The organism is Acinetobacter sp. 197 (assembly GCF_048148385.1).
In the GTDB taxonomy this organism is placed as follows: Bacteria; Pseudomonadota; Gammaproteobacteria; order Pseudomonadales; family Moraxellaceae; genus Acinetobacter; species Acinetobacter pecorum.
This window is the reverse complement of record NZ_JAYWZK010000002.1, coordinates 142579-164794: the sequence shown is the minus strand read 5'-3', so window position 1 is coordinate 164794 and position 22216 is coordinate 142579. Positions and strand designations below refer to the sequence as shown.

Annotated in this window: 23 protein-coding genes; 11 read left to right on the top strand and 12 right to left on the bottom strand. The window is 42.7% G+C overall.

The window, feature by feature from the left end:
* Nucleotides 1–127: 127 nt before the first annotated feature.
* The 5 genes from aspA to VXQ11_RS03370 all read left to right on the top strand — a co-directional run bounded on the left by aspA (nt 128) and on the right by VXQ11_RS03370 (nt 7822).
* Complete coding sequence (aspA, locus tag VXQ11_RS03390) at nt 128–1579, top strand: aspartate ammonia-lyase (protein WP_416705420.1); 1452 nt, start codon at nt 128–130, stop codon at nt 1577–1579.
* A 129-nt stretch (nt 1580–1708) separates the two neighbouring features.
* The gene (locus VXQ11_RS03385; protein WP_171255283.1) at nt 1709–2074 is read left to right on the top strand and encodes a hypothetical protein; all 366 of its coding nucleotides are present in this window, start codon (nt 1709–1711) and stop codon (nt 2072–2074) included.
* Nucleotides 2075–2197: 123 nt separating this feature from the next.
* A complete protein-coding gene (gene mfd, locus VXQ11_RS03380; RefSeq protein WP_064096073.1) occupies nt 2198–5656 on the top strand; it encodes a transcription-repair coupling factor in 3459 nt (1152 codons plus the stop codon).
* 229 nt (nt 5657–5885) lie between these two features.
* Nucleotides 5886–6320: an HIT domain-containing protein gene (locus tag VXQ11_RS03375; RefSeq protein WP_004646760.1), complete on the top strand. Its 435-nt coding sequence runs from the start codon at nt 5886–5888 to the stop codon at nt 6318–6320.
* A gap of 56 nt (nt 6321–6376) precedes the next feature.
* Nucleotides 6377–7822 (top strand): adenylate/guanylate cyclase domain-containing protein, encoded by a 1446-nt coding sequence (locus VXQ11_RS03370; protein WP_064102061.1) that lies wholly within the window; start codon nt 6377–6379, stop codon nt 7820–7822.
* A gap of 87 nt (nt 7823–7909) precedes the next feature.
* On the opposite strand, the gene fdx is transcribed toward VXQ11_RS03370, so the two are convergent.
* From fdx to VXQ11_RS03330, 8 genes are all read right to left on the bottom strand, one after another.
* On the bottom strand, nt 7910–8248 hold the full coding sequence (gene fdx, locus VXQ11_RS03365) for an ISC system 2Fe-2S type ferredoxin (protein ID WP_064096075.1): 339 nt from the start codon (nt 8246–8248) through the stop codon (nt 7910–7912).
* 15 nt (nt 8249–8263) lie between these two features.
* Nucleotides 8264–10123, bottom strand: coding sequence for a Fe-S protein assembly chaperone HscA (gene hscA / locus VXQ11_RS03360; RefSeq protein WP_416705419.1), 1860 nt, complete (start codon nt 10121–10123; stop codon nt 8264–8266).
* Nucleotides 10124–10159: 36 nt separating this feature from the next.
* Nucleotides 10160–10675, bottom strand: a complete 516-nt coding sequence (hscB, locus tag VXQ11_RS03355; RefSeq protein WP_064096077.1) for a Fe-S protein assembly co-chaperone HscB — start codon at nt 10673–10675, stop codon at nt 10160–10162.
* A 102-nt stretch (nt 10676–10777) separates the two neighbouring features.
* Entirely contained in the window at nt 10778–11098 is a 321-nt protein-coding gene (iscA, locus tag VXQ11_RS03350) for an iron-sulfur cluster assembly protein IscA (protein ID WP_005107159.1), read from the bottom strand.
* 34 nt (nt 11099–11132) lie between these two features.
* Nucleotides 11133–11519, bottom strand: coding sequence for a Fe-S cluster assembly scaffold IscU (gene iscU / locus VXQ11_RS03345; protein ID WP_004279815.1), 387 nt, complete (start codon nt 11517–11519; stop codon nt 11133–11135).
* Nucleotides 11520–11623: 104 nt separating this feature from the next.
* Complete coding sequence (locus VXQ11_RS03340) at nt 11624–12841, bottom strand: IscS subfamily cysteine desulfurase (RefSeq protein ID WP_064096078.1); 1218 nt, start codon at nt 12839–12841, stop codon at nt 11624–11626.
* Between the two features lies 1 nt (nt 12842).
* Nucleotides 12843–13316 carry an Rrf2 family transcriptional regulator gene (locus VXQ11_RS03335; protein WP_005096769.1) on the bottom strand — a complete coding sequence of 158 codons (474 nt, stop codon included), beginning with the start codon at nt 13314–13316 and terminating at the stop codon, nt 12843–12845.
* A 112-nt stretch (nt 13317–13428) separates the two neighbouring features.
* Nucleotides 13429–14079 (bottom strand): hypothetical protein, encoded by a 651-nt coding sequence (locus VXQ11_RS03330; protein WP_144723971.1) that lies wholly within the window; start codon nt 14077–14079, stop codon nt 13429–13431.
* A gap of 203 nt (nt 14080–14282) precedes the next feature.
* On the opposite strand from VXQ11_RS03330, the gene VXQ11_RS03325 reads away from it, so the two are divergent.
* From VXQ11_RS03325 to VXQ11_RS03315, 3 genes are all read left to right on the top strand, one after another.
* Nucleotides 14283–14762: a phasin family protein gene (locus tag VXQ11_RS03325; RefSeq protein WP_064096080.1), complete on the top strand. Its 480-nt coding sequence runs from the start codon at nt 14283–14285 to the stop codon at nt 14760–14762.
* 157 nt (nt 14763–14919) lie between these two features.
* Complete coding sequence (locus tag VXQ11_RS03320) at nt 14920–15192, top strand: HU family DNA-binding protein (RefSeq protein ID WP_004279807.1); 273 nt, start codon at nt 14920–14922, stop codon at nt 15190–15192.
* Nucleotides 15193–15322: 130 nt separating this feature from the next.
* Nucleotides 15323–17188 (top strand): SurA N-terminal domain-containing protein, encoded by a 1866-nt coding sequence (locus VXQ11_RS03315; RefSeq protein ID WP_416705418.1) that lies wholly within the window; start codon nt 15323–15325, stop codon nt 17186–17188.
* Between the two features lie 61 nt (nt 17189–17249).
* Here the strand turns inward: VXQ11_RS03315 and VXQ11_RS03310 are convergent, their stop codons facing one another.
* Entirely contained in the window at nt 17250–18119 is an 870-nt protein-coding gene (locus VXQ11_RS03310; protein WP_191731175.1) for a DUF2797 domain-containing protein, read from the bottom strand.
* A gap of 34 nt (nt 18120–18153) precedes the next feature.
* On the opposite strand from VXQ11_RS03310, the gene VXQ11_RS03305 reads away from it, so the two are divergent.
* Together VXQ11_RS03305 and VXQ11_RS03300 are read left to right on the top strand one after the other, a co-directional pair.
* Nucleotides 18154–18624, top strand: coding sequence for a DUF6231 family protein (locus tag VXQ11_RS03305; RefSeq protein ID WP_191731174.1), 471 nt, complete (start codon nt 18154–18156; stop codon nt 18622–18624).
* Nucleotides 18625–18729: 105 nt separating this feature from the next.
* Nucleotides 18730–19404: a YidB family protein gene (locus tag VXQ11_RS03300; protein ID WP_416681097.1), complete on the top strand. Its 675-nt coding sequence runs from the start codon at nt 18730–18732 to the stop codon at nt 19402–19404.
* Between the two features lie 60 nt (nt 19405–19464).
* On the opposite strand, the gene VXQ11_RS03295 is transcribed toward VXQ11_RS03300, so the two are convergent.
* From VXQ11_RS03295 to VXQ11_RS03285, 3 genes are read right to left on the bottom strand one after another with little or no spacing between them, the layout of a single operon-like run.
* The gene (locus VXQ11_RS03295) at nt 19465–20079 is read right to left on the bottom strand and encodes an OB-fold-containig protein (protein WP_064096085.1); all 615 of its coding nucleotides are present in this window, start codon (nt 20077–20079) and stop codon (nt 19465–19467) included.
* 19 nt (nt 20080–20098) lie between these two features.
* The gene (locus VXQ11_RS03290) at nt 20099–20407 is read right to left on the bottom strand and encodes a Rieske (2Fe-2S) protein (protein WP_171486361.1); all 309 of its coding nucleotides are present in this window, start codon (nt 20405–20407) and stop codon (nt 20099–20101) included.
* A gap of 14 nt (nt 20408–20421) precedes the next feature.
* The gene (locus tag VXQ11_RS03285; RefSeq protein ID WP_416705417.1) at nt 20422–21426 is read right to left on the bottom strand and encodes an adenosine kinase; all 1005 of its coding nucleotides are present in this window, start codon (nt 21424–21426) and stop codon (nt 20422–20424) included.
* A gap of 276 nt (nt 21427–21702) precedes the next feature.
* Here VXQ11_RS03285 and VXQ11_RS03280 point away from each other — a divergent pair, with 276 nt between their 5' ends.
* Nucleotides 21703–22155, top strand: a complete 453-nt coding sequence (locus tag VXQ11_RS03280) for a GNAT family N-acetyltransferase (protein ID WP_416705416.1) — start codon at nt 21703–21705, stop codon at nt 22153–22155.
* The last annotated feature ends 61 nt before the right edge of the window (nt 22156–22216 follow it).

Here is a 22216-nt window from a genome sequence, read left to right as displayed (position 1 = left end):
TTAACAGCTCTATCGTATTGGTAATAAACAGTAGCAAATCTAGGGCAAAGTCTTCATATTAGATGTGGATTTGTTTGCTCATATTGAGATCACACCAAATACGGTGCATCGCCAAGAGTATTTTTCCGTGGACAATTTGCTTCAAATCGAACCGACCCGCATAGAACGTGATTTGTTGGGTGAAAAACAGATTCCATTACATAGCTATTATGGGATTCATACCTTACGTGCTATCGAAAATTTTAAGATTTCCGGACTGGCCGTAGGACAACAACCGCATTTTATTCGTGCCTTGGCCCAAGTAAAAAAAGCCTCGGCACAGGCTAATCTGCATTTTAAAAAATTGCCTGAGCAGACCAGTCTTGTTATTCAGAAAGCTTGTGATGAATTGATTCAGCATCCGGAAGCGTGGCAATCGGCATTCCCACTCGATCCTTATCAGGGCGGTGCCGGAACATCCATCAATATGAATGCCAATGAGGTGATCGCCAATATTGCCCTTGAAATGTCGGGCCATCAGAAAGGTGATTATCACATTCTGCATCCGAATGATCACGTCAATACCTCGCAATCGACCAATGACGTTTATCCAACAGCCTTGCGTCTGGCAACCTATAGCAGTCTGGACGAATTATTGAATGTACTTAACGCATTAATAGAGTGTATAGGCCAGAAGGCGGCTGAATTTAAATATGTTATCAAGATGGGACGTACCCAGTTACAAGATGCAGTTCCGATGACTATGGAACAGGAATTCCGAGCATTTGCAACTTTATTAAAAGAAGATCTGAAAATGATTAGGCAGATGCGACAGTTATTGCTGGAAGTCAATTTAGGTGCTACTGCGATTGGGACCGGGGTCAATACACCACCCGGCTATGCCAAGCGGGTGGTGGAAATCTTGGTGCATCTGACTGGTCTGCCTTTAAAAGGAGCCGCAGATTATGTCGAGGCGACCAGTGATTGTGGCGTCTTTATTATTCTGTCGAGCAGTTTAAAACGTCTCGCGGTAAAACTGTCCAAAATCTGTAATGATCTGCGCCTGCTCAGTTCGGGACCGCGTACAGGTCTGGCTGAAATTCGGTTACCCGAATTACAGGCGGGTTCTTCGATCATGCCGGCAAAAATCAATCCGGTCATTCCGGAAGTTGTGAATCAGATTGCCTTCCGGGTGATTGGTAATGATTTAACCATTACTATGGCTGCGGAAGCCGGGCAGCTACAATTGAATGTCATGGAACCTGTGATTGCCGTGGCGATGAATGAATCAATCCAGTTATTGACCCAAGGCATGCAAACTCTGAATCAGAAATGTATTGCTGGTATTCAGGCCAACGAGCAGATTTGCTTAAGTTCCGTTATGCGCAGTGTCGGGATTGTGACCTTGCTTGAACCGATATTGGGACATGCCAAATGCGATGAAATCGGCAAACAATGTATGCGCGAAAATAAAACCGTGCCACAGGTGGTATTAGAGTTGGGCTTATTGAGTGAAGCGCAATTAGAAGAGATTTTTGCATTTGAAAATCTGGTATCTGAAATCCCTTCAGCAGAGAATCAGCTCGAACAGGTTTCTTAACAGAGCCAGAGACGTTAAGTCGTATGTAACATCGAACAGCTGCTATTTTGATAATTTGCCTTAAGTTCAGGATGTGGATTTGAGGCATTTTCATCTAGACTATAAGCTGAACTATATTTGGCTGGGTAAATGGCGATGTTTGATAAAATCAGTGCATTATTTAAAAGTAATAAACCGACTGCTGCACAGCTATATTTAGAAGAGCAGAATATCCAGTATGTAGAAGGTACAGGTTATATCGTCGATGGTATTCAACTCAATCAGGAATTGGGTGCACGATTAGAGTATTTGTCCAATCGCCGTTTAAAACAGTTTGATGATTTAAAAGCGTTATATGATACCGCGATGCTGATCAATGAAAAAATTGATCTGGAAATTGCCCATCAGCGTTTTAATGCGACTTTAGGCAATACCAAAGAAAACCTGCTGCAATTCAAAATGATCCTTAAGAAGTTAAATGATTATTATCGTAACTTTCTGCGTGATCAAAAATAAGCTGCAAAAGTGGCTTATTTTTGATGTGTATTGATGTCGCAAGACTGCATAAAAATAACAAAATATCCTGAGATCATCGTGCTAGTATAAGCCTCAGGTTATTTAGACTTTAAAGCTATATCCATGTTCCAGCAAGAAATTTCCCAACTCAATTTACCACAGCTCAAAGCAGGCGAGAAACGCTGGTTAGGCAATCTGCAAGGTTCCTCAACTGCATTATTGCTTAAAGAAATCGTGCAGCAGCAATCGCGTTTATTTATCGTGATTGCACGTAATAATCAGCATTTGGGTCAACTGGAAAGTGAACTGGAATTTTATGGGATTAAACCCACGATTTTTCCAGATTGGGAAATCTTGCCTTATGACCGTCTCTCCCCACATCAGGATATTGTCTCGGAACGTCTGGCAATCTTATCCAATATGCCCAAAACAGGTGTACTGTTGCTGTCCGCCTCAACTCTGGCACAACGTGTAGCGCCGACCTCATGGATTCTGGGTGAGCATTTTGATATTCATGTCGGTCAGAAATTTGATCTGGAACAACAAAAGAAAAAGCTGATTCAGGCGGGTTATCATCTGGTCGATACCGTTTATGATCCGGGTGAATTCGCAGTGCGCGGCAGTATCATGGATATCTACGCATCGGGACAGGAAGCACCAATTCGGATTGACCTGTTTGATGATGAAATTGAAAGCCTGAAATTTTTTGATTCTGAAACTCAGCGCACCACAGAAAGTTTGCAGCAGTTTACCGTATTGCCGGCACAGGAATTTCCGCTCAAGGAAGGTCGTGCCACTTTCCGTGACCGCTATGCCGAATTTTTCCCGACCGCGAATCCAAAGAAAAACCCGATCTATCAGGATGTGATGGATGGCATAGTCTCGCCGGGAATCGAGTTTTATTTGCCCTTGTTTTTCAGCGCGGAAGCAATGCAAGGCCAAAGTTCACTGATTTCGTACCTACCAAAGAATGGCATTGTCATTACAGATAGGGCTCTCGAAGAAAGTCTCAGCCAGTTTTGGCAGGATGTGGTACGCCGTTATGAAGATCGTCGCCACAATGTCGATCAGCCGATCTTGCCCCCAGAAAGCCTGTTTTTTCAGACCAATCAGGTGCTGGAGCAACTGAATCAGTTTGCACGCATTATTGCCGCACAAACACCTTTTGATCAAAAAGCTGGAGTATTGAATCTTGATACCCAGTTGCCACCGCGTCTACCTGTAGACCCGAAACGTGAAAAACCGTTTCATGAAGTCAAAAAATATATTGATCAGGCCAATCATCCGGTACTGCTGGTGGCTGAGAGTGCGGGACGCCGTGAAAGTCTCAAAGACGCCTTAAGACCAAGTCTGGGTGATATTCCAACAGTTGAAAATTTTGATAGTTTTGTCCAGTCCCTGCATGCAATTGCCATTACCAATGCGCCTTTAGAGCGCGGTCTGGTATTGACTGATCGTGTTAGCGTAATTTCTGAAAATCAGCTGTATGAACATCGGGTGGTACAGCGCCGTCGCAAGCGTCTGCAGGAAGTTTCCGAAGAGTTTCTGATCCGAAGTCTAACTGAGTTGACCATGGGTGCGCCTGTGGTACATATCGATTATGGGGTCGGACGTTATGCTGGTCTGGTCACCTTAAGTATTGATGATCAGGATCATGAATTCCTGCAGCTAGATTATGCCGATGCCGCCAAAGTCTACGTGCCGGTGACCAATCTGCACTTGATCAGCCGGTATAGTGGCGGTGATCCGGATCTGGCACCCTTGCATAAACTCGGTACAGATGCCTGGAATAAAGCCAAACGTAAAGCGCTGGAGCAGATTCACGATGTCGCGGCCGAATTGCTACATATTCAGGCACGGCGTTCTTCCAAGCCCGGGATCAGTTTTGAAATCGATCAAAGCCTGTATATGCAATTTGCTAGTGGCTTTGCTTATGAAGAAACACCGGATCAGGCCAATGCCATTGAAGCGACGCTGCAGGATATGCAGCAGGCCAAACCGATGGATCGACTGGTGTGTGGTGATGTCGGTTTCGGCAAGACAGAAGTCGCGATGCGTGCCGCATTTGTTGCAGTACAGAATAACCGGCAGGTGGCAATTCTGGTACCGACTACCTTGCTGGCCCAACAGCATTATGATTCATTCAAAGATCGTTTTGCCGACTGGCCGGTCCGGATTGAAGTGCTGTCACGTTTCGGTTCTTCCAAATCACATACCAAGACCATTGACGACCTGATTGAAGGTAAAGTCGATATTGTGATTGGTACACATAAGATTTTGCAGGAAAATGTCCAGTTTAAGAATCTCGGTCTGATGATTGTCGATGAAGAGCATCGTTTCGGTGTGCGCGACAAGGAACGAATCAAGGCCATGCGTGCCGATGTTGATATGCTGACACTGACTGCGACCCCAATTCCACGTACGCTGAATATGGCCTTTAGTGGCATGCGTGATCTGTCGATTATCGCCACACCGCCGGCACGCCGTCTTGCGGTGAAAACTTTTGTGCAAGAACATACCGATGACACCATTAAAGAAGCGATTCTGCGTGAATTACTGCGCGGTGGTCAGGTTTATTTTTTGCATAATGAAGTTGATACGATTGATCGTGCCGCCGAGCATATCCGTAAATTGGTGCCGGAAGCGCGGGTGATTGTGGCCCACGGGCAGATGCGTGAACGTGAACTGGAGCAGGTGATGCAGCAGTTCTATCATAAGGAATATAATGTTCTGGTATGTTCGACCATTATTGAAACCGGGATTGATGTTCCGAATGCCAATACCATTCTGATTGAACGTGCTGACAAACTCGGATTGGCACAACTGCATCAGCTGCGCGGACGTGTAGGGCGCTCACATCATCAGGCTTATGCCTATTTAATGGTGCCGTCTTTAAAAGCCTTAAAAGGTGATGCGGAAAAACGTCTGGACGCCATTCAGCGTGCATCAACCTTGGGTGCCGGTTTTATGCTGGCAACTGAAGATCTGGAAATTCGCGGCGCAGGTGAATTGCTCGGTGAGCAGCAGAGTGGTTCGATGCAGGCGATTGGTTATAGCCTGTATATGGAAATGCTGGAAAAAGCCACCAAAGCCATTCAAAAAGGCAAAACGCCAAACTTCGATGCACCATTGTCTTTGACTGCCGAAATTACCCTGCATATGCCCGCACTGATTCCGGATGAATATCTTGGCGATGTCCATCAACGTCTGTTGTTTTATAAGCGTATCAGTAATACCGATACCCAGGAAAAACTGGACAATATCCGGATGGAATTGATCGACCGTTTTGGCATACCGCCACAACCTGTCAAACAGCTATTTACCGTCCATCAGATTCGACTGAAAGCCGAACAGCTTGGTATTACCAAAATTGATATCAGTAGCCAGGGCGGGCATATTGAATTTGCCCCGGATACCCCGGTTCAGGCGATGACCATCATCCAGATGATGCAGAAACATCCGACCTATTTCCGTATGGAGGGAGGACAGCGTCTGAAAGTGATGGTCATGCTGGAAGATTATCAAAAACGGATTCAGTTTATTCAGGATTTGCTGGATAGTCTGCTCAAAGAATTACACTGATTTTATTCGATTAAATCAGCCTGAAAATTCAGCTGGGATTACATTACAGGATGAAATTTGCAGGAACGACAGGCTTGATTTTTTTGATGAATTGTTTAGAGTGATTGTTGTGATCTGCTTTGCAACAAATCATGAGAATTTGTCTTTAAACACATTGCTTCCAATATTCAGCTTCAGTTGGATATGTTAGTATTAGCCATCATTCTAATTTTGCATCATTTATAAAGATATGTTTAGTTTGCATCCACAACTTGCTCAAGATACTTTTTTTGTAGGCGACTTTCCTTTGTCAACATGTCGTTTGATGAATGATATGCAATTTCCCTGGCTGATTCTGATTCCACGTGTGCCGGGTGTCTCTGAACTATATGAATTGAGCCAAGCTGACCAAGAGCAGTTTTTAAGAGAGTCAAGCTGGTTATCTAGCCAGCTGGCACGTGTTTTCCGTGCGGATAAGATGAACGTAGCAGCGCTAGGCAATATGGTGCCGCAATTGCATTTTCATCATGTGGTCCGTTACCAGAACGATGTTGCATGGCCAAAACCGGTTTGGGGCACACCTGCAGTTCCATATAGCAGTGAAGTACTTGCACACATGCGTCAAACCTTAATGCTGGCTTTACGTGGCCAGGGCGATATGCCATTTGACTGGCGCATGGACTGATCAGTCAAAGGCATTCAAAGAACCATGGACAGTTGCGGACTTCAGGGAGTGAGTGAGTGCAATTAGACGACTGGATTCAAAAAGAGCCTCATCAGTTCGAATATTTCCATCGCATGATGGGATATATCATGTTGTCTGTGGTTCTGGTCGTTTTTCATTACACTGAACCAGATACCCAGTATCAACTTTTTGTTCCCTTTTTTTTGTTTCTGGTTTTACTGATCATCCCCAAGCTATCTCGCTGGATGATTTATAAATATGATTATCATATCCGGCGCAATATTCTTTTTCTGATCGATGTGATTGTCATTTCGGTGGTTCTGGCGGCCGTGCATCTGGACCTGGTATTGTCTTTACTCGGTCTGGTGGCAGTCCTCTATACCGCAATTAGTAATAAAATCTCATTTATGATGGCTTCTCTAGCCAGCCTGATCGGGATTACGCTTTTCTATCTGGCCAATATTCTGGTCTTCGGGTTTAATAATTATTTTGAGTCGACCAGTAGTGAACTGACGGTTCTTGGTTTTATCTGCCTGATTACCTATTTTGGTGTTGGAAGTTTTTATCAAAGTGGTCGTGTGCAATACATGACCCAGAAGAAAGACCATTATTTCGAACAGATGAACCGTTATATGGAATTTGCCAATCAGTTGAGTCGCTATGCGCCTATGCAGTTGTGGCAATCGATCATGAAAGGTGAGTCTGAAGCTAAAATTGAGTATAAACGTAAAAAACTGACGATTTTTTTCTCAGATATTCAAGGTTTTACAGAGTTGTCTGAAACCCTGATTCCAGATGATCTGGCATTCCTGCTGAATGATTATCTTCGGCATATGACCGAAATCGCAAAAAACTATGAAGCGACTGTTGATAAGTTCATGGGTGATGCCATCCTGATTTTCTTTGGTGATCCGCATTCTGAAGGCGTGGAGCAGGATGCCAAAAACTGTATGGAGATGGCATTGGCAATGCGTCAGCAAATGAAGTTGCTGCGCGAACGCTGGATAAAAATGGGCTATCCGCCGCTCCATATCCGCATGGGAATTTCAACCGGCTATTGCCACGTAGGAAATTATGGGGCCACGCATCGTATGGCTTATACCATTGTAGGGCGTGATGCCAATCTGGCAGCGCGTTTGCAAAGTGCCGCGGCAGTCGATGAAATCCTGATTTCAGAAGATACTCATAATCTGATCAAGGATGATTATCTTTGCGCACCGAAAAAGCCGATTTTCCTGAAAGGCATTAAAACGCCAGTGCGAACCTGGCAGGTGATGGAAAAATATGCGTCTCAGAAAGTCGAATACCAGCGCTGGTTCGATTATGAATATAAGGGTTTTCATTTACTGCTTAATCTGGATGAAGTACAAAACTTTGAATATCCTGAGTTAATTCATGTACTTGAAAAAATGATTAAACGCATTGAAATTCAGCAGAAAATGACCAACTCGCAGGGTATCGTCAAACTGAAGCTTGAAGATGAAGTGATTGAACATATTTAGAGTTCATCTAAATTTACTTTAATTCTTTCTAGCAAAGAAAAAAACCACGCCTGAGCGTGGTTTTTTATTGAGCTTGTAGCGAAAATCTTAATGATTTTCTGACGCGTGGTTAATTGTATATTTTGGAATTTCAATTTCCAGATCTTCACCGTCCAGCTTAACCTGACAGGAAAGACGTGAGTCTGGTTCTAGACCCCAGGCACGGTCGAGTAAGTCAGCTTCCACATCATCCATTTCTTCGAGGCTGTCAAAACCTTTGCGCACCACTACATGACAGGTCGTACACGCAGCTGACATATCGCAAGCATGTTCAATTTTAATGCCATTTTTCAGCAGGCTTTCGCAAAGATTGGCATTTGGTTCGACTTCAAACTCAGCACCTTCGGGGCAAATCTGCGCATGTGGAAGAACTTTAATACGTGGCATAGTCGTTACCTTAAATTAGTTTGAGTTTGACCATTCGTCGAGTTTAGTACCCTTGAGAGCAGCATCAATATGTTGATTCATACGTGCTGCTGCAAAAGCATCACTATGTATTTTAAGCTGTTCAACGGCAGATTCAATTGCTTTGATATCTGAACCCTGAAGTTCAGTTTCAAGTTGGATTTGTGCGGTTTGCAGGGCTGCAAGCTGATCTTCCGTTAAAAGGGCGGCATCTACCTTGAGTGCCTGAATCAGTGCTTCCAGCTCACGCTGTGCTTCAACTTTGGTTTCATTCAAATGACGAAGATTTTTATCTTCTTCAGCGAACTTATAACCCTCTAGCAGTAGACGTTCAGTATCTTCACCCGATAAACCATAAGATGGCTTGATATCGATATGGGCATTCACACCAGAGGTAGTTTCTTTGGCAGATACAGTCAGCAAGCCATCTGCATCGACCTGAAACGTCACTTCAATACGTGCCTGACCAGCAGTCATTGGTGGAATGCCATGCAGTACAAATCGGCCCAAGCTACGGCAGTGTTCAACCAGATCACGTTCACCTTGAACCACATGAATCAACATGGCAGTCTGGCCATCTTGATAAGTGGTAAATTCCTGACGACGAGCCACCGGAATTGCGGTATTGCGTGAAATTAAACGTTCAACCAGTCCGCCCATGGTTTCAAGACCAAGAGACAATGGGGTCACGTCCAATAACAATGAACCATCGGTTGAATTGCCAATCAATTGGTTCGCAGTAATTGATGCGCCAATCGCCACCACTTCATCTGGATTGATGGTACATAGCGGTTCTTGGTTGAACACTTCACGCACAGCTTTTTGTACCGCATAAGAACGTGTTGAACCACCGACTAAAACGACATTCTGAATGTCATTCAGTTCAAGCTTGGCATCACGCATAACACGTTTGCAGACGCTGATGGTTTTGTCTAAAGCAACTTTAATGATGTCTTCAAATGTCGGACGATCCAGTGTTAATACTTGATCAAGCAGCTGGAGTTGAACTGAATCTGCATCCGACAAAGCTTCTTTGGCTTTGCGCGCAGCGACAATGAAATGTGCATATTCAGTATCATTCAAAGTCTCGATATTCAGCTGTTTTTTGGCCCATTTCAGGATTAAACGATCCAGGTCATCACCACCGAGCGCAGTGTGACCACCGGTTGCCAGAACTTCAAACACACCTTGAGAAAAACGCAGAATGGAAACGTCGAAAGTACCGCCACCCAAGTCATAGATCACATAGTTGCGATCTGTACTTAAATTGCTTTCTTGATCAAGACCATAGGCCACGGCAGCTGCAGTAGGTTCGTTTAATAAACGTAAAACATTCAAGCCGGCAAGCTGGGCAGCATCACGGGTTGCCTGACGCTGCGCTTCATCGAAGTAAGCTGGAACAGTAATGACTGCATCATTGACCGGGTTTTGCAGGCTTGCTTCAGCGCGGTCTTTTAACTGCTTTAAAATTTCTGCAGAAATTTCAACCGGAGTCTTACGACCCTGCACAGTTTCAAAAGCCGGCATTTCATTCGCTTCACCGACCAATGTATAGGGATGCTGGAATTTAATGTCGGCTTTTGAACGACCCATGAAGCGTTTCACAGAAACGATGGTATTTTTCGGGTCAGTAATAATGAAAGGCGCTGCTTCATTGCCGTATTGAGTCTGTTGTTCTGCATAATGCACGATAGAAGGAAGTAGCACACGACCTTGTTCGTCATTAAGTACTTTGGCTTTACCTGAAAGAACCGTGGCAACCAAAGAGTGGGTGGTGCCTAAATCGATACCAATCGCAATGCGGTGTTCATGTGGTGCACTTGATTGACCTGGTTCTGCAATTTGCAAGAGAGCCATAGTGTTACATCCTTTGCACGTTAAATATTAAAAAAATTAGAAATCATCATCAAGATCAAAGCTGTCATCGTCCAGGAAGCGGTCTTCCGCTTTGTCGATATCGGCCATGACTTTGACAAAGAAACGTAGTTTACGCACTGTATCGCGTGCTTCAGCCCAGTCTTCATCCGCATAATCAATTTTAAACTCGCGAACCAGACCTTCGATCCATTGCTGGACTTCGAGTTTAAGTGAGGTTAAATCTTCAGCAGAAGTCGCATCGTCCAGTTGTTCACGAATTTCCAGAGCATCCTGCAAGAATTCAAAATCACTGATCGACTGATCTAAGTGATAATCCTGTTTCTTGAGAGACAGTAAATATGCTGCACGGCTATCGACTGCTGACAAGACTTTAAATGCCTGATTGATATCACTTGATTTAATCAGCGCCTGATCTTTGTCTTCAGCTTTATCTGGATGATATTGTTGCTGCAACTTTAAGAATTCAGTCTTTAAAGCCGCCAAATCAATATCGAGTGCTACAGGAAGGTTGAACAGCTCAAAATGATTCATGGGAGAGGTGATCCGCGATTAATGTGCAAAAATAACTGTATAAATGCAATTAAAACAGTGTGAAACACACTGTTTTAATGTCAAAGAGAATAACTGTCGGGTTTATACAGTGAAGGACTCACCACAACCGCATTCGCCTTTCTTGTTGGGGTTGTTAAATTCGAAGCCTTCATTCAAGCCGTTTTTAACGTAATCCATCTCCATACCTTCAAGATAAACCAGACTTTTCGGGTCAACGAATACTTTAACCCCAAACTGTTCAAAAGCCTGATCATGTGCATCGACTTCATCTACGAACTCGAGCACATAAGCCAGACCAGAACAGCCTGAAGTTTTCACACCAACGCGAATACCTTCACCCTTACCGCGATTTTTTAAATAATTGCTGATATGAGTTGCAGCATTTTCAGTTAAATGGATCATGAAAACTCCGTTAAAATTTCAAAACGTGGAACAATTAAGCTTTAACTTTCTTGCTACGGTAGTCTTCTACAGCTGCTTTAATTGCATCTTCAGCAAGAACAGAGCAGTGTACTTTTACTGGTGGAAGTGCAAGTTCAGTAGCAATATCAATGTTCTTGATCGCTTGAGCTTGATCCAAAGTTTTACCTTTGAGCCATTCGGTCACGAGTGAACTTGATGCAATGGCAGAACCACAACCATAAGTTTTGAAACGTGCTTCTTCAATCACGCCTTCGTCGTTTACCTGAATCTGTAAACGCATTACGTCACCACATGCTGGCGCACCAACCATACCAGTACCAACGTTTTCAGCATTTTTGTCTAAAACGCCAACATTACGAGGGTTTTCGTAATGATCAATTACTTTTTCGCTATAAGCCATGTTGCTTCTCCAAACCTCGGGGTCAGCCTTAGTATTAAATATGGGGGTAAAAAATTTTTTCTCAATGAGACAGCAACGGATTCGTTACTATCTCAGGATGAAAATTAGTGCTCAGCCCACTCAACTTTAGAAAGGTCAATACCTTCCTTATACATATCCCAAAGCGGAGAAAGTTCACGTAACTTCTCAACAGCAGCTTTAGTGATAGTCAATACGTGATCGATATCTTCTTCAGTGGTGTATTTACCAAAGCTGAAGCGGATCGAACTGTGTGCAAGCTCGTCTGAAAGACCGAGCGCACGAAGTACATAAGATGGTTCAAGTGTTGCAGATGTACATGCTGAACCTGAAGATACCGCAGCATCTTTCAATGCCATCATCAAAGATTCGCCTTCAACGAAGTTGAAACTTACGTTGAGGTAGTTTGCAACGTTTTGAGTCGGGTGACCATTTAGGAAAACCTGTTCCAAATCTTGCAGGCCATTCCAAAGCTTGTCACGAAGTACGCGTATACGAGTCTGTTCAGCTTCCAGGTTTTTACCCGCAAGTTCAAAAGCTTCACCCATACCTACGATTTGATGCGTTGCCAGCGTACCTGAACGCATACCACGTTCATGACCGCCACCATGCATTTCAGCTTTAAGGCGTACACGCGGGCTGCGACGGACAAATAATGCACCGATACCTTTAGGACCATAAATTTTGTGCGCAGAGAAGCTCATCAGGTCTACTTTTAAAGTCGAAAGATCAATTTCAACTTTACCCGCTGCCTGAGCCGCATCGACATGGAAGAAAATCTTGTTGGCACGAGTGATTTCACCAATCGCTGCAACATCAGTCACCGTACCGATTTCATTGTTTACCATCATCAGGGAAACAAGAATCGTATCTGGGCGAATCGCTGCCTGTACCATCTCAGGTGTAATTAAACCAGTTTTAGGCTGTGGTTCAATATAGGTAATTTCAAAACCTTCGGATTCAAGCTCACGACAGGTATCTAAAACTGCCTTATGTTCAATTTTAGAGGTAACAATATGTTTACCTTTAGATGCATAGAAATGAGCTACACCTTTAATTGCAAGGTTGTCTGACTCGGTCGCACCTGAGGTCCATACGATTTCACGCGGATCAGCTTTAACTAAATTGGCAACTTGCTCACGTGCATATTCAACTTTTTCTTCAGCCTGCCAACCATATGCGTGTGAACGAGATGCTGCATTACCGAAGGTACCATCGAATGTTAAGCATTCCATCATACGTTCAGCAACCTGAGGATCTACAGGAGTTGTAGCTGCATAATCAAGATAAATCGGACGTTTCATGTCAAATACCTGTAACCGATAAAAGGGCTGAATCAAAGGGGGCTGAATTTTGGCGTAATGACACGGTTTGTACATTGTCACGCGCAACCAGATCAGCAAGCGAGATTTTTGCTAAATAATCGGCAATGTGATGGGAGAGTTCCTGCCATAAATCATGAGTCAAGCACATTGCGCCATTCTGGCAGTTGCCTTTATGGTCGCAGCGAGTCGCATCAACTGTTTCGTTTACAGCTTCAATAATTGCTAATACTGTAATTTCATCTGCATTGCGTGCTAAATGGTAACCACCATTTGCTCCGCGAACACTTGAAACTAAGCCATGGCGTTTGAGTTTCGCAAATAACTGCTCAAGATACGCGACAGAAATAGTTTGGCGTGCTGCAATTTCAGCGAGCGTAATCGTTTTTTCAGAAGGCTGTAAAGCTAGATCAAGCAGAGCAGTCACAGCGTAGCGACCGCGAGTGGTTAGGCGCATGATTCGATACACATGGTTAGACTAGATGTGTCAATTCTAAGAATCCCGACTAAAATAGTCAAGTTATTTTTGGTAGACCTTAGTGGGATTTAAATTTTGGATAATGAAAGATTTACACACTCAGCCAATTATACACTAATAACGTAATCAAAAGTATGGTGCTCAGGCCAAAAGCAATATTAATGCGCTTTTGACGTTGCTCGATCCGTTTCAGACGGTTTCTGTACTGTTTAACTTCTACCTGCAAGGTATTGATCTTGGAACGTTGCTCTTCAATTTTCTTTAGAAGTGGTGCAATACGCTTTTTAGAGGCAACAATTTCTGTCTCATCTGTAGGTGCCTCGGACAGCCAGTGCCTCCAGTCAGCCAAGACTTTTGGTAAACTAAATACAGTTAATAGATCACGAAACTCATCTTTTAAAACCTGATGACCATCAATGCGCATATTGCGGATGCTGCGACGATTGCCAAAAATAAAAATTTTAATCAGGTCAGGGAGGGTCGTGCGTACATCCAGATCTACAATGCGGCCTGGTGCTTTATGGTCAAACAATAGCCCGTTTGGGGTGAATTGCACATAAAAGTCAAAATATGGAATATAGCTATTGATTTTAACCGAGATATTTTCATCTACAAACTTTTTGGCCTGTAGAGCAACGACACGATCATGCTTGAGAATGAAGGTAAATATTGTTTCAAGAACAATTAACATCATCGTAAGCAACAAATGCGGTTGATTTTGACTTTGTTGCGATTCGCTCATATACAACCAATCCTTACCTGAAATATAAAGTGAAAAAGCTTCCTGCCTGTAAAAAGATTTCAGGGTTAAATCAAATTAGACTTGAAATAAATTGCTTTGTAGAACAGTTTACCAAATCTATCAAGTACTAAATTTGCTATTATGCAGTGATTTTGTAGAATAATTTATAATAATTGAGTGGAAAATAAGCAGGAGCCGTGCACATGGACAAGTCAAAAACAGCACAAGATTCAGCGGAAGCTTCGAATGAGAAAACGCTAAAAGCCAAGTCCAAATCTGCCTCAGAGCGCAAATCGGTCCTTGATTTTCGTAAATACACCAAACAGATCTGGCTGGCAGGGCTAGGGGCATTTTCTCGGGCAGAGGAAGAGGGCAACAAACTGTTTGACTCGTTGGTCAAGGTGGGTGAAGAACTAGAATCTAAAACTGTCGATATTGCTGATCAAACTGTAGAAAAGGTTTCGGAGAAAGCCAAAGAGTCGGTTATCGACACCAAAGACAAAGTGGAAAAATTAATTGACAACTCTGTTCATCATTCATTGAATCGTATAGGATTAGTCACACTGAAGGATGTACAATATTTGGAACGTTTAATCCTTCAGTTGCATGCCAAAGTTGATCAATTGACTGCGGAACAAGAAAAAATGAAAGAAGAATTATCGAAAAAAACACAAATAAAATGACTTTATTTATTATTCAATGTTTTTTTCGCATATTTTTTGAAAAAAAAGAGGTTCTTAAGTATTGCGTTTATACCTAAAGCATTGCTATAAAGGCGTTATGGCATGTTAAACCAATTCTTGAACCTTAAATAAACGATATTAAGAGGACGTAATCTTCATGAATAAATCAGAATTAATTGATGCAATTGCAGAGAAAGGGGGATTATCTAAGGCTGACGCAGGTAAGGCTTTAGATGCTACAATTGCTTCTGTTACTGAAGCTTTAAAATCGGGTGATACTGTAACTTTAGTCGGTTTTGGTACTTTTGGCGTGAAAGAACGTGCTGCACGTACTGGCCGTAATCCACAAACTGGTGCTACTCTTGAAATTAAAGCAAGCAAAGTACCTAGTTTCAAAGCAGGTAAAGGCTTAAAAGACGCTGTAGCTTAAGTCTTTCTAGCGACAAAACGCGCCTTATTTGGCGCGTTTTTTATTAATAAATTTAATTGAGATGATTAACACATTCATTCAATGGGTATTTTCGGTTAAAATCCTTGGCAAATAAAATATTGGAATACTTATGGAAGCTTTTCGTAAAGTTATTAAGGGCTGGTTGGGCAAAGTCTTGCTCGTTCTATTTTTGACCCCGTTAGCACTTGTAGGTATTGAAGGATATTTTAGCGGCGGAAGTTCTGATGCAGCAAAATCAGTAAACGGAACTGAAATATCTCAAAAAGAATTAGAGACACTGACGAAATCATTTAAAGAACAATATCTCAGTTATGCCAATGGGGATGAAACTTTACTGAATCAAAGCTTCATCGACCAAAAAGCCATGGATACGCTGGTCGCCCGTACTTTATTGTTGCAACAGGCTGAAAAATTGGGAATCAGTCTCAGTGACCAGCAGATTGAACAGATGATCGCCCAACAGCCTACTTTCCAGCAAGATGGCAAGTTCTCCAATGCTTTATATGAAAACTATCTGAAATCAATTGGCATGACCAATCGTGCTTTGATCGAAAGTTTACGTACAGATCATGCACTGAAGATGCTGTCATCGACTTTTCTGGATTATCCGCTGGTGAGTCCGGTCGAAATGCAGCAGATTGCTGATTTGCAAACTGAACAACGCCATATTTATATTTCGAGCATTAATCTGGATCGTTATAAAAAAGATGTCAAAGTAACTGATGCAGAAATTGCTGCCTATTATGAAAAACATACAACCCTGTTTAAGCAGCCGACCAGTGTAGATGTGGACTATGTGGTATTAAAGCCAAGCGATATTCAGGCACAGAGTTTAGCGGTGACAGATGCTGAACTTCAGGAAGCCTATACAGCTTTTGTTGCTAAACAAAAACAGGCAGTTAAACCAGAGGTGAAGCATATTCTAATTACGGCGGACAGTCGTAGTGATGCAGAAGCAAAAAAACTGGCAACTGAAATTGCAGCAAAAATTAAAGCTGGAACAAGTTTTGCCCAGGCTGCCGCACAGTATTCTGAAGACCCTGATTCCAAGTCGAAAGGTGGCGCAATTGCTGTCTATGAAGAAGGCGTATTCGGTACCGCATTTGATCAGGCAGTTGGTTCTTTAAAATCGGGTCAGGTGTCTGCGCCGGTGAAAACAGATTATGGATATCATATTATTTCTGTACAAACTCCAGATGTTGCGGTTCCTTCTTTTGAGTCACAAAAAGCGCGTTTATCTAAAGAAGTTTTGGCTGCTAAAAAATCCAATGCATTCTCCGATATGGTCAATACACTGAATGATATGGTGGTAGGAAGTGATTCTCTGGATGTCGTTACTCAAGAGGTCAAAGGTGTACAGGTTCAGAAAGCCCAAGGGGTAAAACTTTCGACCCGAGATCCAGTGCTGAGCGATGCCAGCCTCAAAGTCAAACTGTTCAATGAGGATGTTAAAAATGGTGATCGTAATGCTTCATCCAGTATCCAGCTGGCCAATGGTGATGTAGCCTGGATCAAGGTACGTGATTATCATGCAGCCGGTGAACAGACACTGGCAGAAGCCAAACCGCTGGTTAAAACGCTATTGATTGAAGACAAAGCAGCTGCATTGGCAAAAGCAAAAATTCAGAAAGCTCTGGATGAGTTTAAAACCAAACCGGCTGCAGCTGTTGCAAAAGGTGATTTGATCTTTGAAGATGCTGGTGTTTACACACGTGCTGAAGGTTTGCTAAAACGCGATGTACAGCGCGCAGCATTTAGTCTTCCGACACCAAAAGCAGGTTACTGGTCAGTAACGACAACGAAAATGCCAAATGAGCTGGTTGTAGTTGCAGTATCAGAAGTGAAGAAGAACCCGGTAGATGTATTGAGTGCAGAGCAACGTAGTGAGTTGGTGAAGTTATATCAGCAACTTCGTGGTCAGCAGGAATTTGATGACTATACGCGTTATCTGAAATCGCAGGCAAAAATCAAATAAGATGATCTTAACCAAAAAACCAGCCCGCAGGCTGGTTTTTTATGCTTTTGGCAATGAGGGTTTAAGTTCGGATAATCAGCTCATAACCGGTATATTTGCGGATATTGATCACGCCAGTATCTAAAATCAAATATTGGCCTTTAATTCCCTGTAATTTGCCGCGAATCACGGGAGTTTTATCCAGATTATGCGATTTAATCTTTTCCGGATATTCATCTACAGGATAAATAAACTCACGTGGCAGTTCATCTTCAAGCACTTCAATATTTTCATTAAACTGCAAATTCTGATTAAATTCTTCACGGATCGTCTGAATTTTTGGTGCAAATTCTTCTAGTAACTGTTCACGTACTTCAATCAGGTTGAGTGGTTCTGCCTCACCTTTGAGTAGCTTGCGCCAGTCAGTTTTATCAGCTACCTGCGTACCAAACATGACCTCAAGCTTTCCAGAAAGACGACGTGAGCCCACTTTCATAATCGGCAGGGCCTGGGTGGCACCTTGATCAAGCCAGCGGGTCGGCATTTGGCTGGTACGGGTTATACCGACCTTTAATGCGCTAGAATTGGCCAAATAAACAATATGTGGCTGAAAGCAGACATTCTGTGCAAATTCATCTTCGCGGCAAGTGCCTAAATGATAATGACAGGTTTCTGGCTTCATGATGCACATATCACATGAAGCATTGGTTTTAAAACATTTAAAACAGTGACCTTGTGAGAATGATTTGGAGGTTTTTTTACCACAAGACACACAGTAAATATTCCCTGTCCATTCAATCTCGATTTCCTCGCCTAAATTAAACGGGAGATCAATTTCTGCACGATCCAGAATTAATTTATATTCAACATTTGCCCGCTGTAACTGTTGTTCAGTTACACTAAGGTCCTTGAGGCCGACGTGCATTTTATGACAAATGCCCTGAAGTTCCATAAAAATTACTCACTTAAATCATAAGGATGCAGTTATGGCTGAGCAGAATGTCATTACTTCGATGCTAGACGATTTCGCACGGGAACAGCCAATTCATACTGCTATTTGTATTGGGCAGGACTTGAGCCAAGTCCAGTTTCAGCCAGCTATTCAATGGTACCATTTTAGCGTATCTGACTTTTTAAATCTGCCTTTTCAACAACGTTATGACGTGGCTGTGGTGAGGCTGGATACCACAGAAACTGAATTTTTGTCTGAACAGATGATGAGCCAAATTTTGGTGAAATTGCGTGATTTGTTTGCCAAACGTCTGGTGGTAGTCAGTCGTTTGCACAACGAAAAATTATTGAGAGCTCTGGGATTTACCCAGTTGATCGACAAGACCGCACATGAGGCAGATTTTGCGCTGTGGCAATTTAATATTTTAACCTATAAGCATGTGCCAGACTGGTTTAATTCCAAGTTTTGGGCTAACCCGGAAAACTGGGATAAATTTCGCTGGTAAGCCGAAAATCTGCTTTATCAAGATTGCAAATATTAACACAATCTGGCCTAGACAATGTGAAGGCAGGCCGTATCCTGTAGTTAAAATGCACATAGGATATAGGACATGACAAACCTAAGTAATATTGTGGAAATATTAGCAAAGCAGGCATTAGGTGGTGGACAATCGCAGCAGAAAACTTCACAACAGGGCGGTTTGGCAGATATTCTAGGCTCAGTATTAGGGCATTTAAACCAATCCAATCCTCAGCAAAATCAACAAACCCAAAATCAACAGAATCAAACCGGTCAGCAAACACGCCAAAATGGCCTGAGTGCAATCTTAGGTTCGGTCCTCAGTCAGCTAGGTGGTGCCAGTAGTCAAAGCACTTCTCAACCTCGCTCAGGTTTCAGGGGGAGTTCTACCGGCAAAACTTTGTTGATCGCCGTGTTGCCTCTGGTGTTGGCCTGGATACAAAAACAGGGTGGCTTGCAGGGTGCCTTGGACAAGCTAAAAGGCCAAGGCCTTACTCGTCAGGTAGACGATTGGGTATCGACAGGTCCCGGTGAAAATGCTCATGTTGATCCGCAGCAGGTACAAAACCTGTTCGATGAGCAGGAAGTTGAAGAGGTAGCGCAGCAAACTCATACCCCTAAGCAAGATGTATATGGTGCTATTTCACAGGTATTGCCGCAGATTATTGACTCTCTTACCCCACAAGGTGAGCAGACCAGTAAGCAGGAAGCCAACAGCGATATACAAAATGTACTAAGTATGGTTTCGGGGCTTCTCAAAAAATAAATCTGTAAACTAAAATCCTGATAGCCGTCAGGATTTTGAATATGAGAAATGACCTGATATTTAATCCAGATTTAGGCTAAACAGCTGGTTAGACTTGCAGATTTTCTTGGCTATATAATGAGATTTTCTTATGCGAATAAGGATAATCTCCGATTGAAAACCAAGCTCACCAAATTCCGGTTCTACCTGTACATAATGGAGTTGCCCATATTCATCCCGTACCCGTGCTTGAGCAGAAAAACCGGGGCGGGCATTGCCACTTGAAATCGTTGCCAGCCGGCCAAGCAAATTGACATTGTTCTTTTTATATTTGGGTGGAATGACTTGATCCAGACAGTGAATCATAAAAATCGTGAAAAAGGTCGCAATGATCAAAGCGGGAATAATCAGGTAATAAGCGGGGAGAAACTTGAATTCCTGAGAATAAATCAGAAATTGCAAGACATAGCCGGCAAAGCTGAAATTCATCAGGAAAAAAAATACAATCAATGTTTTTGAAAATTTCACATTTAACAGATCAACATGCTGAAAATCATAGGGTGAAATTTTTTGCAGAATTTTACTGGGTCTCAGCCCAAAATAGAAACAAACGGTTTTCACCACGCCAAACAGAATAATCGCCAATAAGCTGAGATGGAAAGGCATCAGATTATAGTCTAGAAAAAATGCAGGCATGGTGTTGTCCGTTTTAGTCTTATTCTGAGAGGTAAATTCCACCATCAGAATGCACGGTAATCTCTACTTTTTCAAGTGATTGACCTTGGCAAGGGCCAGAAATACATTCACCGCTTTCCACCAGAAATAGTGCACCGTGCGTTGAACATTCAATAAATTCCTGATCGCGATCCAGAAACTGGTTTTCCAGAAATTCCAGTTCAACCTGCAAATGTGGGCACAAATTCTGATAGGCATAAAATGCACCATCACGTTGGGTGATGAAAATTGTATCACCATCTGGAAGCTCAAAAGAGCGTGCTTCACGCTCTGGAATGTCTTCCGTCATGCAAATTTTAAACATTAAGCACATTCCTTTCGAAAGTCTTTTAATAAGGTTGCATAGTCTTCAACTGCCAGGCGTGGACCAAATTGTGAAACTATCTGACTGGAAATAAGAATTGCCAGTTCTGCAGACGCTTGCAGACCTAAATTGGCGTTTAATCCGTACAGGAAAGCACCGGCAAAAGCATCACCAGCCCCATTTGCATCGACTGCAGTCACTTTACGGCCTGGTACTTTAAAGGTGTTCTCATGATCTGAAATAAGTGCACCTTCGGCTGACAATGTAATGACAACGTGCTGACTTAAGCTTTTCAGTTTAAGTAAAGCAGCCTCAAGACTGTCGGTTTCGGTGTACATCAAGGCTTCTTGCTGGTTACACAGTAGCAGGTCAACACCATCGCCAATCATTTCATCAAGGCCTGCACGGGCATATTGCACCATTGCTGGATCAGATAAAGTTAACGCAATTTTAACACCGTTAGTACGGGCAATTTCACGTGCCTGTTTCACAGCTTGCCGTGCGGTATCCGAAGTCGACAAATAGCCTTCAAGATAAAGCCATTTTGCTGTATTCAGTCGACTGAAATCGATTTGTGTATTGCTCAGTTCAGCCGTAATACCCAAATAGGTATGCATGGTGCGTTCAGAATCAGGGCTGACCAGCACCATACAGGTACCTGTTACACCTTCACTAATCGATTGGGTTGTAGTCTCAATGCCAGCATCATTTAAACCTTTCAGATAGATTTGCCCGAGTTCGTCATTACCGACACGGCAACCATAAAATGCAGAACCACCCAGTGCTGAAAATGCTACCGTAGTATTGGCTGCTGAACCACCAGAAGCCTGTCCTTTATACACCTGAGTCGCTTGAAGATTTTGATAAAGAGTGGCCTGAGTTTCACCATCTGCAAGTTGCATGGTGCCTTTTTGCAAGTGATGTGCATTTAAGAAATCATCAGAAACTTTAAATTCTTGGTCAATCAGCGCATTACCAATTGCAAAAAGATCAACATTTGCCATGTTCAAATATCACATTAAAAATGAAAGTATCAAGTTTACACGATTGCTTGGAAATGCTGTAGTTTGCTGAATCATTTTCAAATATTTCTCAAAAATACTGTATTTTATTCAGGAGCTATCTTTGGTCTAAGTTTTGACTTATTTTTAGGCGCCGGCACTCATCAGTATTGATTTAAGTGTCAACTTTTATTTATAAGGATAAATAGGGCTTGGTATGATACTTTTAAGTCGTTCTGCGAACCTCATTTTCACAATCATTTTAAATAGCGTGCGTATATGGATATTAAAATTGTAAAAGTCGAACAACTTCCTGACCAAATCGAAGCGCTCGCAATGCTGGCGCGCAAAGAAGGCCTAGATGTGATGGATAAGTTAATTGAAGAATATCGCACTGGGAAGAACTGCTTTGCTCAAGCCAATGAGCATTTACTGATCGCACATGACGGTAAAAAACTGATTGCCTGTGGTGGTCTCAACCAGCAATGGGGTGATAATGGGATTGAGGAACGTATTGGTCGTGTGCGACGCTTCTATGTACATCCAAAATATCGGCTACATGGGGTGGGTAAGCAGCTTCTGGCTTATCTGGAACAACTGGCACGTCCGCACTATTCCGCTTTATGCTTGCAAACCGATACCCGGCTGGCTGCCAGTTTTTATCAAAAACAGAACTATGTATTTGTTGAAAATAATCCAAGCTATAACTATTTTAAATATCTGATCGCCTAAGCTTATTGTACCTAAGCTGAATCTGAATGGTAAATTTGATGATTCAATTTTCAAATGATCA